Raw genomic sequence first — 14,208 nt, 5'->3', positions numbered from 1 at the left:
GACCCGCCCCTGGCAGCCCCCGGCGGACAGTGCGACGGTGACGGTGGAGCCCCGTGCCGCACGTCCGTGCGGTTCGACGAAAGGCGGTGGGGACCATGGAGCTGCCCCTGGTCGTGGGAGTCGACGGATCGGAGTCGAGCCTGGCCGCGCTCGACTGGGCGGTGGACGAGGCGGCCCGCCAGGGACTGCCGCTGCGGCTCGTGTACGCGTCGCTGTGGGAGCGTTACGAGGACGTCGCCCCCTCCGCCGATCCCGACCGCCCCTCCGAGCAGGTGATGGCGGAGGACATCGTGGAGCGGGCCGTGGAGCGCGCCCGGCGGCGCGACCCCGAGGTGAAGGTCTCCGCGGAAGTGATTCCCGAGGACGCCGTGGACACGCTCCTGCGCGAGGGCCACAACGCCACCGCCCTGGTCACGGGTTCGCGCGGCCGCAGTGAGCTGAAGGGAATGCTGCTCGGATCGGTCGGCCTGGCCGTGGCGGCCCGCGCGCACTGCCCGGTCATCGTGGTCCGGGGCGACCGGGCCGGCGTCGCCGGGACGCACGAACGGATCGTTCTGGGCGCGGGCGATCCCGCGTCCGCCGGCGAGGCCGCGCGGTTCGCCTTCCACGAGGCCGAGAAGCGCGGCGGCGTCCTCGACGTGGTCCGCGCGTGGCGCTGTCCGGCACACGAGACGGCCGACGAGCCCCGGCTCGCCCAGAACCCGGCGCACCTCCACGAGGAGCGGGCCTCCGCGCAGCTGGACGCCCTGATCGACGAGGAGATGGCCGACCACCCCGGCGTCCGGGTACGCCGCAACACGGTCGAGGGCCCGGCCCGCAGGGTGTTGCTCAACCGCTCCGCCGCGGCCGACCTCGTGATCATCGGGGCGCGCCGCCGGACCGGCCCCTTCGGACTCCAGCTGGGCCGCGTGGGCCACACCCTGCTGCACCACGCGCAGTGCCCGGTGGCGATCGTGCCGCAGCGGGTGTGACCGGGCCGAGGAGCGTCGACGTGACGGACTGGAGCTGGGAGTACGAGGGGTACGTCCCCGCCGACGAGCGGCTGCGGGAGTCGCTGTGCACCCTGGGCAACGGCCGCTTCGCCACCCGGGGCGCGCTTCCCGAGTGCGCTGCGGACGACGTGCACCACCCGGGGACGTATGTCGCGGGCTGCTACAACCGGCTCACCTCCGAGGTGTCCGGCCGGCGGGTCGAGAACGAGGACATGGTCAACGTGCCCAACTGGCTGTCCCTGCGCTTCCGCCTCCCCGGCGAGCCGTGGCTGACCCCCGAGAGCGCGACCGTCCTCGACCACCGCGTGGAGCTCCACCTGGCCTCCGGGCTGCTGGAGCGCCGCACGCGCTACGGGCTGGGCGCGGGACGGGAGCTGGAGGTGCGTCAGCAGAGTCTGGTGCACATGGGGGATCCTCATCTCGCCGCCCTGCGCACCGAGTTCACCCCGCACGGGTTCCCGGGCGTGCTGGAGGTCGAGTCGGCCCTCGACGGCGGCGTCACGAACTCCGGCGTGGCCCGTTACCGCGACCTCGACGGTCGGCACCTGACCCATGTGCACACCGGTACGGCCGCCGAGGACACGGTGTGGCTGCGCTGCCGCACCCGCACCTCGGACATCCGGATCGGTATGGCGGCCCGGCTGACCGCGGGGTTTCCCGTCACGCCGGACCACGACGACCTGCGCGCGGTCCAGCGGCTGGGTCTGGAGGCGGTGGACGGCCGTACCGTCACCGTCGACAAGACGGTCGCCCTGCACACCTCGCACGACCCGGCCATCAGCGATCCGCTGCACGCCGCCGTCGACCGGGTCGGCCAGGCACCCGGGTTCGACGAGCTGCTCGAAACGCACCTGACCGCCTGGGACCTGTTGTGGCGCCGCGCCGACCTCGACGTGCCCGGCGAACCGGGCCGCATCCTGCGCCTGCACCTCTTCCACGTCCTGCAGACCCTGTCCCCGCACACCGCCGACCTCGACGTCGGAGTGCCGGCGCGCGGACTGCACGGCGAGGCCTACCGCGGGCACGTCTTCTGGGACGAACTGTTCGTCCTGCCCTATCTGAACCTGCACTTCCCCGAGGTCTCCCGGGCCCTGCTGCGCTACCGTCACCGCCGCCTGGAACGGGCCTGCACCGCCGCCCGGGCGGTGGGCCGCCGCGGGGCGATGTACCCCTGGCAGAGCGGCAGCGACGGGCGGGAGGAGACCCAGCAACTCCACCTCAACCCCCGCTCCGGCCGCTGGCTGCCGGACCACTCCCACCTCCAGCACCACGTCGGCTCGGCGATCGCGTACAACGTGTGGCAGTACTGCCAGGCCAGCGGGGACACGGAGTTCCTGCACACCAAGGGCGCGGAGATGCTGCTCCAGATCGCGCGCTTCTGGGCCGACTCCGCCGTCTACGACCCCGACCTCGGACGGCACCGCATCAGGGGCGTGGTGGGCCCCGACGAATACCACGAGGCCTACCCCGGAGCTCCCGGCCCCGGCCTCGACGACAACACGTACACCAACGTCACGGCCGCCTGGGTGCTCGCCCGCACGCTGGACCTGCTGGACGCTCTACCCGAGCCGCGCCGCAGTGAACTCGTCGAACGCACGGGACTGGACGGCGGCGAGCTGGAGCAGTGGGAGGACGTCTCCCGCAGTCTGCACGTGCCCTTCCACGCAGGCGTCGTCAGCCAGTTCGAGGGCTACGGCGACCTCGTCGAGCTCGACTGGGAGCGCTACCGGGAGAAGTACGGCGACATCCGGCGCCTGGACCGGATCCTGGAGGCGGAGGGCGACTCCGTCAACCGGTACCAGGCGTCCAAGCAGGCCGACGTGCTGATGCTCGGCTACCTCTTCTCGCCCGGTGAACTCCAGGCGCTGTTCCGGCGCCTGGGCCACCGGCTGGACGACGACACCTGGCAGCGCACCGTCGACCACTACCTGCACCGCACCAGCCACGGCTCCACGCTCAGCGGGCTGGTCCACGGCTGGATCCTGGCCCGGGCCCGGCGCGCCGAGGCCTGGAAGTTCTGCCAGGAGGCCCTGCGCGGCGACATCGCCGACATCCAGGGCGGCACCACCGGAGAGGGCATCCACCTCGGCGCCATGGCCGGCACGCTCGACCTCGTCCAGCGCGGACTGACCGGGCTGGAGACCCGGGAGGGCGCCCTCTGGCTCGACCCGGTGCCGCTGCCCGAGCTGTCCTCCTACGGCTTCGCCCTGCGTTACCAGGGTCACTGGGGCGTACGGCTGCGCCTGGAACACGACCTGCTGGAGATCGCCGTACCGTCCTCGGACCGCTCGCCCATCGACGTACAGCTGCCCGACCGGGCGGTCTGCCTGCGGCCGGGGGAGACGGCACGCCTGCTGCTCACCGGCTGAGCAGTGGGGCCGGACGGCCCTTCGAACAGCCCTGATGGCCCCTGCCCGCCGGCCCCGCGGAGCCGGAGGCTGGCCTTGAAGGTCCGCCTGCGATGCGACCGGGAGGAGTGACCACCGTGTACTGGAACCACCACGACATGAACGGCTGGGACTGGTTCGTCATGTCGGTCGGCACGGTCCTGTTCTGGGCCCTGCTCATCGCCGTCGCCGTGCTGCTGTACCGGGCGCTGACCCGTGCCCCGCACCAGCCGCAGCCGCCCACCACCCCGGCCTCGCCCGAGCAGCTGCTCGCCGAGCGCTTCGCCCGCGGTGAGATCGACGAGGACGAGTACGGGCGCCGGTTGTCGGTGCTGCGCTCCCACGGCGTCGGACTCACCAAACCCTGAGGAGGTGCGCCGTATGAAGGCGCGTCCACTCGACGAGCGGACCGTCACGGCACTGGTCACCGCCGCGACGGCCGCTCCCTCGCTCCACAACGCGCAGCCCTGGCACTTCCACTGGCGCTCGGCCGACCACACCCTCGAACTGAGCGCCGACCTCAGCCGGGCGATGCCCCACACCGACCCCGACCACCGCGCCCTGCACCTCGGCTGCGGAGCGGCCCTGTTCAACCTGCGGGTCGCCGCCGCCCACCAGGGCCTGCACACCGACACCCTGCTGCTGCCCGATCCCGCCGACCCCCGCCTGCTGGCCGCCGTCCGCATCGGCGGCACCGGCCCGCCCGACCGTGACACGGCAGCGCTGTTCCCGGCGATCGACCGGCGACACACCAGCCGCCATCCGTTCGCGGACCGGGCGATCCCGGGCGACGTCGAGAAGGCTCTGTGCGACGCCGCCGACCGGGAGGGCACGCAGCTCGTCCTCCCCGGCGCATGGCACTCGGAGGCCCTGCTCGACCACGTCCGGGACGCCGAGGGACGCGACGCCCTGGAACCCGACGGGTTCGAGGACCTGCAGCGGTGGACCGGCAGGGGCCCGGACGCCACCGACGGGATCCCGGACTACGCCCTGGGACCGCGCCCCCGCCTCGGCCGGGCCCCGGTCCGTGACTTCGCCGGCCGCCGTCACGTCCCCGGCCGCCCGACGGCCGACTTCGAGACCAGCCCGCACCTGGCCCTCCTGGGCACCCGCCACGACAGCCCCGCCGACTGGCTGCGCGCCGGACAGGCACTGGAGCGGGTCCTGCTCCTCGCCACACTCAACGGACTGGCCACCGCCCTCAGCTCGCACGGCCTGGAACGCCCCGACCTGCGCGAGCTGGCCCGGGACCCCGTGTCCGGCATGGGACACGTGCACATGGTGCTGCGCCTCGGCTACGGCCCACCCGGCACCGCGTCACCCCGCAGGCCCCTGACCGAGGTCCTCGACCTGGACTGACACCGGGACCGGGAGCGCTCGGGGCCGAACGGACCCACCCTGAGCCCTGGCGGCCCCTACCCGCGCAGGGTGCCCGGAGAGACGCTGGGAGTCACCAGCGGACCGAGCACGGGAGGTGGGCGTGATGCAGGCGCCCGTCATCGCCGGAGTGGACGGATCGGCCGAGAGCCTCGCGGCGGCGCAGTGGGCCGCGTGCGAGGCCGTGCGGCGCGGGCGGCCGCTGCGGCTGGTGCACGTGTGGAGCTGGCATCCCCGCCAGGACGGCGAGCCCGCCACCGCCGCCCAGCGGCTCGTGGCCAGGCGCGCTCTTGAACAGGCCGCCGAGCGCATCGGGCGCGCCTGCCCCGGGCTCCGTTTCGAGGAGCAGCAGGTCGAGGGCCCCGCCACGGCGGCCCTGGTGCGTGCGGCGGAACAGGCCGACGTGCTGGTGCTGGGATCCCGGGGTCTGAGCGGCTTCACCGGGTTCCTGGTGGGTTCCGTCGCCCTGGGCGTCGTCGCTCGGGCCAACCGGCCCGTCGTCCTCGTGCGTACGGCCGAGGAAGCCGCGGCCCAGCACGGACCGGCGGTCCCGGGGCGGGGCGAACGCGGGGACGTACTGCTGGGGCTCGACCTCGCCGACTCCTGCGACGAGGTGATCGAGTTCGCCTTCGAGGCCGCACGTAACCGGGAAACCCGCCTGCGTGCCCTCCACGCCTGGCAGCCGCCCGGGCCGTTCGGGCTCGGGCCGGGTGAGATCGGTCTGATCGCGGGGCCGCGGCGGGCGGAGGAGTGGCGGGACTTCATGGCCGCCGTCCTGCAGCCCTGGCGCGAGAAGTACCCCGGTGTCGAGGTCGTCGAGACCCTCACCGAGGGCCGCGCCCCGTCGGCCCTGATCCGCGCCGCCTCCGCGGCGGACCTGCTCGTCGTGGGCCGCCGCATCATCCCGGGCCCCCTGCCCGCCCGTGCCGGTCCCGTCGTCCACACGGTCATCCACCACACCGGCTGCCCCGTGGCCGTCGTACCGCACGACTGACCGCCCGGAAGGCCTGGGCCGCGAGCTGTTCCCGGACGTGGCGGCGGGCCCGGCTCGCGGCCTTCGGGTCCTCGGGCGGCGCCCGGGCGGCCATCGAGTCGGCCGCCGGCGCGTGCGTGCGGGCCACCGGGAACCCCGTTTCGTCCGCTGCCTGCTGGTCCGCCGGCAGCAGACCGGCCGTCAGCGTGTCGCACAGCCCTTCCCGGTCCGAGGCCGTCCCGTCGGCGCGGGCGGCGCCGGGCAGTCGCGCCGGGGACCTGCCGACCGGTCTCCTGTCCGCGGGCCGTCCGAGGGGGCGTCACGAACGGTGTGCGGGGCTGAGAGACTGTCGGGTATGGACATCGCGAGCAGGAACCAGGTGACCGTCACCGGCAACGCCGAGGGACCCACGGTGGTGCTGGCGCATGGGTTCGGCTGCGACCAGAACATGTGGCGGCTGACGGTGCCCGCGCTGGCGGCCGACCACCGCGTGGTGCTGTTCGACTACGTCGGTTCGGGCCGCTCGGACGCGTCCGCCTTCTCGGAGGACCGCTATTCCTCCCTCGACGGGTACGCCCTCGACGTGGTCGAGGTGTGCGAGGCGCTCGACCTGCGCGACGCGGTCTTCGTGGGCCACTCGGTCAGCGCGATGATCGGCGTCCTGGCGGCCGCCCGGGCTCCCGAGCGGATCGGCGCGCTGGTGATGGTCGCCCCGTCCCCCCGGTACATCGACGACGAGGACTACCGGGGCGGGTTCAGCGCCGAGGACATCGACGAGCTGCTGGCGTCGCTGGAGGCGAACTACCTCGGCTGGTCGGCGGCGATGGCCCCGGTCATCATGGGCAACGCGGACCGGCCCGAGCTGGGCGACGAGCTCAGGAACAGCTTCTGCGCCACCGACCCGGACATGGCGCGCGTCTTCGCCCGGACCACGTTCCTGTCGGATTCGAGGGACGACCTCAAGAACGTGAGCGTGCCGACGCTGGTGCTGGAGTGCACCCAGGACGCGATCGCCCCCCGGGAGGTCGGGGCCTTCGTCCACCGGGCGATTCCCGGCTCGACCCTGGTCACGCTCGACGCCACCGGCCACTGCCCGCACCTGTCCGCGCCCGAGGCCACGAACCGGGCGATCGTCGACTTCCTCGCGAGCCTGTGATGATGTGCCGCGCCGACCAGCAGCCCGAGCCGCAGGACGCCGGCACCGACGCCGACAGCGGCCAGGCCGCGGACGCGGCGTTCGCCGCCCTGCTGGAGGACGGAGCCGAGGACCTGTACGACAACGCACCCTGTGGATACCTCTCCACGCTGATGGACGGCACCGTCGCGAAGATCAACGGCACCCTGCTGGGCTGGCTCGGTCTGGAGCGGGAGGCCGTGGTGGGCAGGATGCGTTTCACCGACCTGCTGACCGTGGGCGGCAAGCTGTATCACGAGACCCACTTCGCTCCGCTGCTGCGGATGCAGGGCGAGGTCAGCGGGATAGCCCTGGAGATGAAGCGCACCGGCGGCGGCCGGATCCCCGTGCTGGCCTCGTCCGTCATCAAGCACGGCACCACCGGACAGCCCCTGCTGATCCGCACCACCGTCTTCGACGCCCGCGACCGGCGCGCCTACGAAGAGGAACTCGTCCGTCGCCGTGAGGCGGCCGAGGAGGCACGCCGTCAGGCGGAGGCCGACCGCACCCGACTGCAGGAGGCGCTCGCCGTCCTCCAGCAGTCGCTGCTCCCGGACACCCTGCCGCCGGTCCCCGGCGTGCAGACGGCCACCCACTACCACACCGCCTCACCGGACCGGCTGGGCGGCGACTTCTACGACGTCTTCGCCATCGACGGCAAACGCTTCGGGTTCTTCCTCGGCGACGTGTGCGGCAAGGGCCCGCAGGCGGCCGCCCTCACCTCGCTGACCCGCTACACGCTGCGCGCCGCCGCCCTGCACGACCCCGACCCCGTCTCCGCCCTGACCACCCTCAACACGGTGCTCCACGAGCGCTACGCCGCCGGCGGCGACCCCCGTTACTGCACCGCGGTCTACGGCACCCTCGAACCCGATCCCGAGACCGGGCAGCTGGCCGTCCACCTCGCCGCGGGCGGCCACCCCCCGGTCATCGTCCTGCGCGCGGACGGCACGGCCGACTTCCTGCCCACACCCGGCGGCCTCCTCGTCGGCATCCTGCCCTCCGCGCGCTTCACCGACGCCAAGACCGTGCTCGGCCCCGGTGACACGCTCCTTCTCTACACGGACGGCCTCACCGAAGCCCGCACCGGCCAGGACCGCACCGCTCTCTACGGCGACGAGGCGTTGCTCGACTTCGTCACCGCTCATGCGGGCAGGCCACCGCAGGCCGTCGTCCACGCCCTGACCGGGCTGCTGGACAGCTTCGGCGACGGCCTCGACGACGACACCGCCCTGCTCGCCATCGGTGTTCCCGCCTCCGACTCCGACTCCCAGACGAGAAACGAACGATGAGCCCGCTGAAGATCACTACCCGAGATGCCGCGACCGGTCCCGTTCTGGAGATGTGCGGCGAACTGGACTACGCCAACGTCTCCGAACTGCGCTCGGTGCTCGGCGGCCTGTCCCTGAGCAAGGGCCAGCGCCTGGTCCTGGACATGAGCGGACTGGAGTTCTGCGACTCCAGTGGCATCACGGCCCTGATCGCCGCGCGCGGCGACGCGCAGGCCGTCGAGGCGGACGTGGCCCTGGCAGCCGTACCGCCGAACACCCTGCGCGTGCTGCGCATCGTCGGACTGGACCAGATCTTCACCATCCACCCGGACACCGAGACCGCGACCCGTCCCTGAGCCGTGGCCCGGCTCCGCCGCGGACGGTCAGGACAGGAGCTCGACGTACCCGTCGGTGCCGTGCACGCGGATCCGCTGTCCGTCCCGGATCCGCCGGGTGGCCTGCTCCACGCCCACGACGGCCGGCAGGCCGTACTCCCGGGCGATCACCGCGCCGTGGGTCATCTGGCCGCCCACCTCCGTCACCAGGCCCGCGATGCCGACGAACAGCGGTGACCAGCTGGGGTCCGTGAACGTCGTGACGAGGATGTCGCCCGCTTCGAGGTCGGCCTGCGCCATGTCGAGGACGACACGGGCCCGTCCCTCGACGGTCCCGGTGGAGACCGGCAGGCCGATCAGGGCGCCGGCCGGCACGTCGTCACGCCGGTACGCCCCGAACAGGGCCTCGCCGTCCGAGGTGAGCACCCGCGGCGGGGTGAGCGCCTGGTACGAGCGGAACGTGTCCCTGCGCTGCCGGACCAGCCCGTCGTCGACCCGCCCGGAGCGCGCGACGTCGCGGAACTCCTCGAAGGTGAGGTAGAAGACGTCCTCCCGGTCCGCCAGCACCCCCGCCGCCACGAGGCGGTCGGCCTCCGCCATCAGGGCCTGCTTGTAGACGAAGTAGCGGCTGATGATGTCGTACTTCGGGTACTCCCGGTATCCGATGAAGGTGCGGACCCGGTCGATCATGCCCTTGGTCTCCTCGGCCTTCTGCTCCCCGTCCGGCAGGGCCCGCAGGCGTGACAGCACCTCCTGTTCCTTCTCCAGCGCCTCCTGACGCCCCTGCTCGAAACGCCGACGGGCCGCGCCCGGTTCGAAGTTCCTGACGTTGTCGAGGATCACCGGGACGAGCGTGCTGGGGCGCTCGCGCCAGCGGGGCCTCGTGATGTCGATCTCGCCGACGCAGCGCATGCCGTACCGGTCGAGGTAGGCGTCGATGGCGTCGCGGGCCTCGGCTCCGCCCGGGAGCTTCCCCAGCTCGTCGAGGAAACCGTCGTCCTCGACCCCCTGAAGGAAGTCGACCACCTCTCGGTGCGGGCGGATCACGTCGGCGACGTCGAGCAGGGCGAGCCCCATCTCCGACGTCACGTTCCCGGGGGCCGACAGGGTCAGCGTGTCGGCCGCGTTCTTCTCACCGAGCCACTCCTCCAGCTTGTCGTTGAGCCACCAGGTGGCCTCCATGCCCGCCATGATCGCCTTGAAGTTCAGCGGATCGGTGAGGACCCGTTTGTGCTCCTCGAAGGCCACCGACAGGAAGTCGAACACCTCCGGTCCGGACTTCGTCAGGGCGTCGCGCCGCAGCGCGGCGATGGACGCCTGGCTGCGCTCGATCAGCCCGCTCACCACGGCCGGATCGGTCGCGACCGGCTCGGGCGCCCCGTCGGCCCGCGGCCCCGCGGCAGGCGCGTCCGGGAGCGAGGGGACGAAGTCGTCGCGGTCGAGGACGGTCTCCAGCGCGTCCCTGACCAACGGATCGCCCCGCCCCATGAGGTCCAGCAGGGCGGCACGGCCCGCGGGCGACGCCAGCCGCGCGGTGACGTCGACGAACAGCCTCCCGCCCGCCTCGTGCATCCGCGCCATGGCCGTCAGCTGCCACATGGACACGCCGAGGGGCCTCATGGCGTCGGTCATCATCTGCTGGTGTCCGACGGAGACGTAGACGTGGTTCTCCCGGTCACCGCTCTCGGGGACCGGGAACAGCGTCGTGATCGGCCGGCTCTGCACGATGTGGAACTCGTCGTCGACCAGGCACCATTCGATGTCCTGCGGGCGGCCGAAATGCGCCTCGATCCGCCGCCCGAGCTCCGCGAGCCGGATCGCCTGCTCGTCCGTGAGCGCCGGCAGCTCCTGCCGCTGCGGGTCGACGACCGCTTCCCGTGTGCCTCCGGACGCCAGGGCGCGCACCTCACACCTCTTGGCGGAGATCGTCCTGGCGACGACCTCGCCGTGCCGCACCTTGAAGACGTCCGGATTGACCAGGCCGGACACCAGGGCCTCCCCGAGGCCGAAGCCGGCGTCCACGCTCGCGACCTTCCGGTTCCCCGTGACGGGGTCGGCCGTGAACAGGATGCCGGACACCTGCGGGAACACCATCCGCTGCACCACGACGGCCATGCGGACCGTACGGTCGTCGATGCCCCCTCGCCGCCGGTAGGTCACGGCCCGCTCGGTGAACAGCGACGCCCAGCACCGGCTGACGTGCCGGAGGACCTCGGCGGGACCCATGACGTTCAGGTACGTGTCCTGCTGGCCCGCGAAGGAGGCCGTCGGCAGGTCCTCGGCGGTGGCGCTGGACCGGACGGCGTACGGAACCTGCTCGCCGGACCGGGCGAGCGCACCCTTGATCGCCTCCGCGACGTCGTCCGGGACGGCGATCTCCTCGACGGTCCGGCGGATCTCCGCGCTGAGCGTGCGGATCGCCTCCTGGTCGTCCGCGTCCACCCGCGACAACTCGTCCAGCCGGGCGCCCAGCGACGGTGACTGTGCCACGACCCGCCGGTACGCGTCCGTCGTCACGACGAAGCCCGAGGGCACCTTGACGCCCTCGATCCACGACAGGCTGCCCAGATGCGCGCCCTTGCCGCCGACGAGGTCGAGCCGGCTCTCGTCGACCTCCTGGAGGTCCAGCACGTACTGCTCGGTCATCGTGATACCTCCGAGGCGCCCGCGCTGTGCCGCGCTGCGATGCCCGATCGAATGTGCAGGTTTTTCGAACCGTTGGTCGAGCACGCCGTCATCCGCGGTTGCCTTCCCCCTCGACGAGTCGGTCGGTCGCCCCGCCCTTCCGGACGCTGCGCACCGTACGTCGACAACACCACGTCGTTCCCCCATTTCCGCAGGTTGTGGCCTCGGCCGACGATTCTGCGCCGGGACGGGGGGCTTGCCGCAAGTCCCCCCTCGCGCTATAACTTGAGGAGAGGCAAGGAGAGTTCTCTCCTTGCCTTTTCCTTTTGCCGTCCTCCGGAGCGGGCCGTGTGCTTGGTCGACGCGTCATCGGGTACCGCGTTTGAATGAGTTCGGTATCTGCACGACCAAGCGATTACTGAAAGTGATGGGTTTGTGACTCGTCTCAGTGGCTCCGGGGACGACCAGCCGAGCGGACCGGGTGACGACCCGCTCTCCGTCGCGCTGGAGGTCGCCGACGCCGTGGACGGTCTCGCGAACCTGTGGACGGTGGCCGCCCAGGGCGCGAGTCTGAGGCTGTCGCCGCACCAGCTGAGGGCGCTGCGGATCCTGGAGTCGGAGCCGGGGCTCAACCTCACCACTCTCGCGGAGAGCATGGAGATAGGGCCGCCTACCGCCAGCCGGCTGTGTGACCGGCTGGAGGCGGCCGGCCTGCTGGAGCGCCTGCTGCACCCGCACCGGCGACGCGAGGTGCAGCTGGTGCTGACGGCGCGCGGCCGGCAGGTGCTGGGCGAGGTGGCCGAGCGCCGGTCACGGGCGCTCGCCGCGGTCCTCGCCGCCATGGAACCCGGCGCACGGGCGGCGCTGAGCGGGGGACTGCGGGCCTTTCTGAGCGCCCAGGACGGCAACGGCAGGGAAACCGGGGACCCCGGACGCTGACCCGGCGGTCAGCCCTGGCGGCCGTTCCAGTCGACACAGACCACGGCGGCGTCGGACATGAGCTCCTTGCTGCCGTAGTGCTCGATCAGGCCGGCGACGACCGCGCGTGCCGTCTCGTGCGGCGGGGCGGAGCGGGTGGCGCTGAGGATCTGGCGCAGGACCCGCTCGCCGAACACGTCGCCCGTCGCGGAGCGGGTGCCGTGGACCCCGCTGCTGACCGCGATGAGACGGTCGCCGGGCTCCACCCGGAACGTCTGCTCCGTGTAGACGGTCTCCTCGAACATGCCGAGTGGCAGCTGCGCCTCCAGCTCGACACGCTCGGCATGGCCGGCGCGCTGCTGGAACAGTTGCGGGGAGCCCGCGTCGACCGCCTGCACGATGCCCGTGGTCAGGTCGAAGCGCAGCAGCAGGGTGGAGGCGTACGACTTGCCGCCGTACTGGGCGTAGACGGCCTGGTCGGCGAGGGACGCCTGGTCGGCGAGGCCTATGCCGGCGCGGCGGGCGTTGCGCAGGGCGCCGGTCGTGAGACCTGCGAGCAGGGAGGCGTCTATGCCGTGTCCCATGCCGTCGGTGACGGTCAGGAAGAGGTGGTCGGCGCCGGTGGACCAGTCGAAGGTGTCGCCGCCGATGGAGTAGGCGGGTTCGAGGTGGGCGCCGATGACGTACTCGTCGCGGGCGCAGCCCCGGCCGGGCAGGAGCTGCCACTGCATCTCGGCGGCGAGGGTCAGCCGGCGCGTTCGGCGGGCCTGGAGGTAGAGGTCGGTGTCCCGGCCGGCGGTGGCGACCTCGTGTCCGAGGGCCGTGGCGAAGTCGGCGAGCTGGAGCACGGTGTGCGGGTCGACGGCACCGGCGGGCAGCCGCACCGACAGGACACCGAGCCGGTCGCCGCGCACGGTGATGGGAAGGTGGGCCCGCTGGCCGACCGGGTCACCGAGGACTTCGAGCACCGGCTTCTGGTTCAGGAAGGCGCTGCCCGCCGGTCCCTCGTGGGCGGAGACCGGGGCTCCGGTCTGCGGGAGGTGTGTCACCGGTTGCAGAACGGCCAGGCTGTAGTCGGCGAGCAGCAGTGTCACCTCCTGGGCGCCCACCCGTTCGGCGAGCAGACGGCGGGCGGTGGCGACCAGTGCGTGCGGCGCGGCCGCGCGGAGTTCGGCCTCCACGGACGGCTGCGGTTCAGAGGCTTTCACGAAATCCACCCTCTCGCCTTGTGTCCTTCACGCTACCGCGAGGGGGCCGGTCGTCGGTCGGTTCGGGTGCGGAGGGGGACGAGTTGGGGTTCCGGGACCTTTCCTGGGCGGTCGTCGCCGGCGTGTGGCACACCAGCAGGCAGACGTCGTCGTCCCGTTCGGAGTCGTACAGGAGGGGCTTGAGCAGGGCGTCCGCGGCGGCGTCCAGGTCCTGCTCCAGTTCCGGGGTGCCGAGCGCCTCCAGAGCGCGGCCGAGCCGTCCGATGCCGGGGTCGATGCCCTGACCCCGGCGTTCCACCAGGCCGTCGGTGTACAGCACCAGCGAGGATCCGGGGGGCAGGTCGGCCCGCTGGTCCTTGTGGACGTAGGGCAGCGGGATGCCCAGCATCACGCCGGGCTTGGCGTCCAGGACCCGTACGGTGCCGTCGGCGGTGCGCACGACGGCGGGCGGATGGCCGGCCGAGGCCCAGACGACCTCCGGCTCACCGGGCCGGAAGCGGGCGATCAGCGCGGTGGCGTACAGCTCCGGCTGGAGGTGGCCGAGCATGCGGTGCAGCCGCGTGAGGATCTCGCCGGGGGTGGCGTTCTCCACGGCGTAGGCGCGCAGGGCGGTGCGCAACTGGCCCATGACGACGGCGGCGTGCAGTCCGTGGCCGGTGACGTCCCCTATGACGGCCAGCAGGCTGCCGTCGGGCTGGAGGAAGGCGTCGTACCAGTCGCCGCCGATGTTCATGCCCCAGGTGGCGGGGAGGTAGCGCGCGGCGAGCAGCAGTCCCGGCGGGGTGGGCAGGTCGGTGAGCTGGGCGCGCTGGAGTGCTTCGGCGGTGTTGCGGGACTGCTGGTAGCGGTGCGCGTGCTCCAGGGCGACGCCGACGCGGCGGGCGAGCTCGACCAGCATCATGGAGGTGTCCTCGTCGAAACGGGGGCCCGGCGCGGTGAGGGTGAGGA

At 72.6% G+C, this 14,208-nt stretch carries 12 protein-coding genes and 1 pseudogene; 9 read left to right on the top strand and 4 right to left on the bottom strand.

Annotated features, from left to right (window positions below; genetic code table 11):
- Positions 1 to 95 precede the first annotated feature (95 nt).
- From EHS43_RS21290 to EHS43_RS21270, 5 genes are all read left to right on the top strand, one after another.
- Entirely contained in the window at positions 96 to 971 is an 876-nt protein-coding gene (locus EHS43_RS21290; RefSeq protein ID WP_125192362.1) for a universal stress protein, read from the top strand.
- 20 nt (positions 972 to 991) lie between these two features.
- A complete protein-coding gene (locus tag EHS43_RS21285) occupies positions 992 to 3,361 on the top strand; it encodes a glycoside hydrolase family 65 protein (protein ID WP_125192361.1) in 2,370 nt (789 codons plus the stop codon).
- A 116-nt stretch (positions 3,362 to 3,477) separates the two neighbouring features.
- The gene (locus tag EHS43_RS21280) at positions 3,478 to 3,747 is read left to right on the top strand and encodes an SHOCT domain-containing protein (protein WP_125192360.1); all 270 of its coding nucleotides are present in this window, start codon (positions 3,478 to 3,480) and stop codon (positions 3,745 to 3,747) included.
- A gap of 13 nt (positions 3,748 to 3,760) precedes the next feature.
- Positions 3,761 to 4,738 carry a nitroreductase gene (locus tag EHS43_RS21275; protein WP_125192359.1) on the top strand — a complete coding sequence of 326 codons (978 nt, stop codon included), beginning with the start codon at positions 3,761 to 3,763 and terminating at the stop codon, positions 4,736 to 4,738.
- A 124-nt stretch (positions 4,739 to 4,862) separates the two neighbouring features.
- Positions 4,863 to 5,750: a universal stress protein gene (locus EHS43_RS21270; protein ID WP_125192358.1), complete on the top strand. Its 888-nt coding sequence runs from the start codon at positions 4,863 to 4,865 to the stop codon at positions 5,748 to 5,750.
- A gap of 16 nt (positions 5,751 to 5,766) precedes the next feature.
- Here the strand turns inward: EHS43_RS21270 and EHS43_RS47935 are convergent.
- Positions 5,767 to 5,994: pseudogene (locus EHS43_RS47935) on the bottom strand (hypothetical protein); the annotation flags it as partial.
- Positions 5,995 to 6,084: 90 nt separating this feature from the next.
- On the opposite strand from EHS43_RS47935, the gene EHS43_RS21260 reads away from it, so the two are divergent.
- The 3 genes from EHS43_RS21260 to EHS43_RS21250 are packed head-to-tail and all read left to right on the top strand — an operon-like array spanning position 6,085 to position 8,530.
- A complete protein-coding gene (locus tag EHS43_RS21260; RefSeq protein WP_125192357.1) occupies positions 6,085 to 6,885 on the top strand; it encodes an alpha/beta fold hydrolase in 801 nt (266 codons plus the stop codon).
- 2 nt (positions 6,886 to 6,887) lie between these two features.
- The gene (locus tag EHS43_RS21255) at positions 6,888 to 8,195 is read left to right on the top strand and encodes a PP2C family protein-serine/threonine phosphatase (protein WP_125192356.1); all 1,308 of its coding nucleotides are present in this window, start codon (positions 6,888 to 6,890) and stop codon (positions 8,193 to 8,195) included.
- The gene (locus tag EHS43_RS21250; RefSeq protein WP_125192355.1) at positions 8,192 to 8,530 is read left to right on the top strand and encodes an STAS domain-containing protein; all 339 of its coding nucleotides are present in this window, start codon (positions 8,192 to 8,194) and stop codon (positions 8,528 to 8,530) included. Before EHS43_RS21255 ends, EHS43_RS21250 begins: the two co-directional genes overlap by 4 nt.
- A gap of 27 nt (positions 8,531 to 8,557) precedes the next feature.
- Here EHS43_RS21250 and rph read toward each other — a convergent pair whose 3' ends face one another.
- Positions 8,558 to 11,155: a rifamycin-inactivating phosphotransferase gene (gene rph, locus EHS43_RS21245; protein WP_125192354.1), complete on the bottom strand. Its 2,598-nt coding sequence runs from the start codon at positions 11,153 to 11,155 to the stop codon at positions 8,558 to 8,560.
- Between the two features lie 414 nt (positions 11,156 to 11,569).
- On the opposite strand from rph, the gene EHS43_RS21240 reads away from it, so the two are divergent.
- On the top strand, positions 11,570 to 12,073 hold the full coding sequence (locus tag EHS43_RS21240; protein WP_125192353.1) for a MarR family winged helix-turn-helix transcriptional regulator: 504 nt from the start codon (positions 11,570 to 11,572) through the stop codon (positions 12,071 to 12,073).
- An 8-nt stretch (positions 12,074 to 12,081) separates the two neighbouring features.
- Here the strand turns inward: EHS43_RS21240 and EHS43_RS21235 are convergent, their stop codons facing one another.
- Both EHS43_RS21235 and EHS43_RS21230 read right to left on the bottom strand, forming a co-directional pair.
- On the bottom strand, positions 12,082 to 13,269 hold the full coding sequence (locus tag EHS43_RS21235) for a PP2C family protein-serine/threonine phosphatase (protein ID WP_125192352.1): 1,188 nt from the start codon (positions 13,267 to 13,269) through the stop codon (positions 12,082 to 12,084).
- On the bottom strand, positions 13,247 to 14,208 hold a 962-nt coding region (locus EHS43_RS21230; protein ID WP_148104069.1), incomplete at its 5' end, for a PP2C family protein-serine/threonine phosphatase. The genes EHS43_RS21235 and EHS43_RS21230, both read right to left, overlap by 23 nt.

The organism is Streptomyces sp. RP5T (assembly GCF_003933965.1).
GTDB lineage: Bacteria > Actinomycetota > Actinomycetes > Streptomycetales > Streptomycetaceae > Streptomyces.
This window is presented reverse-complemented; position numbering and strand designations above follow the sequence as displayed.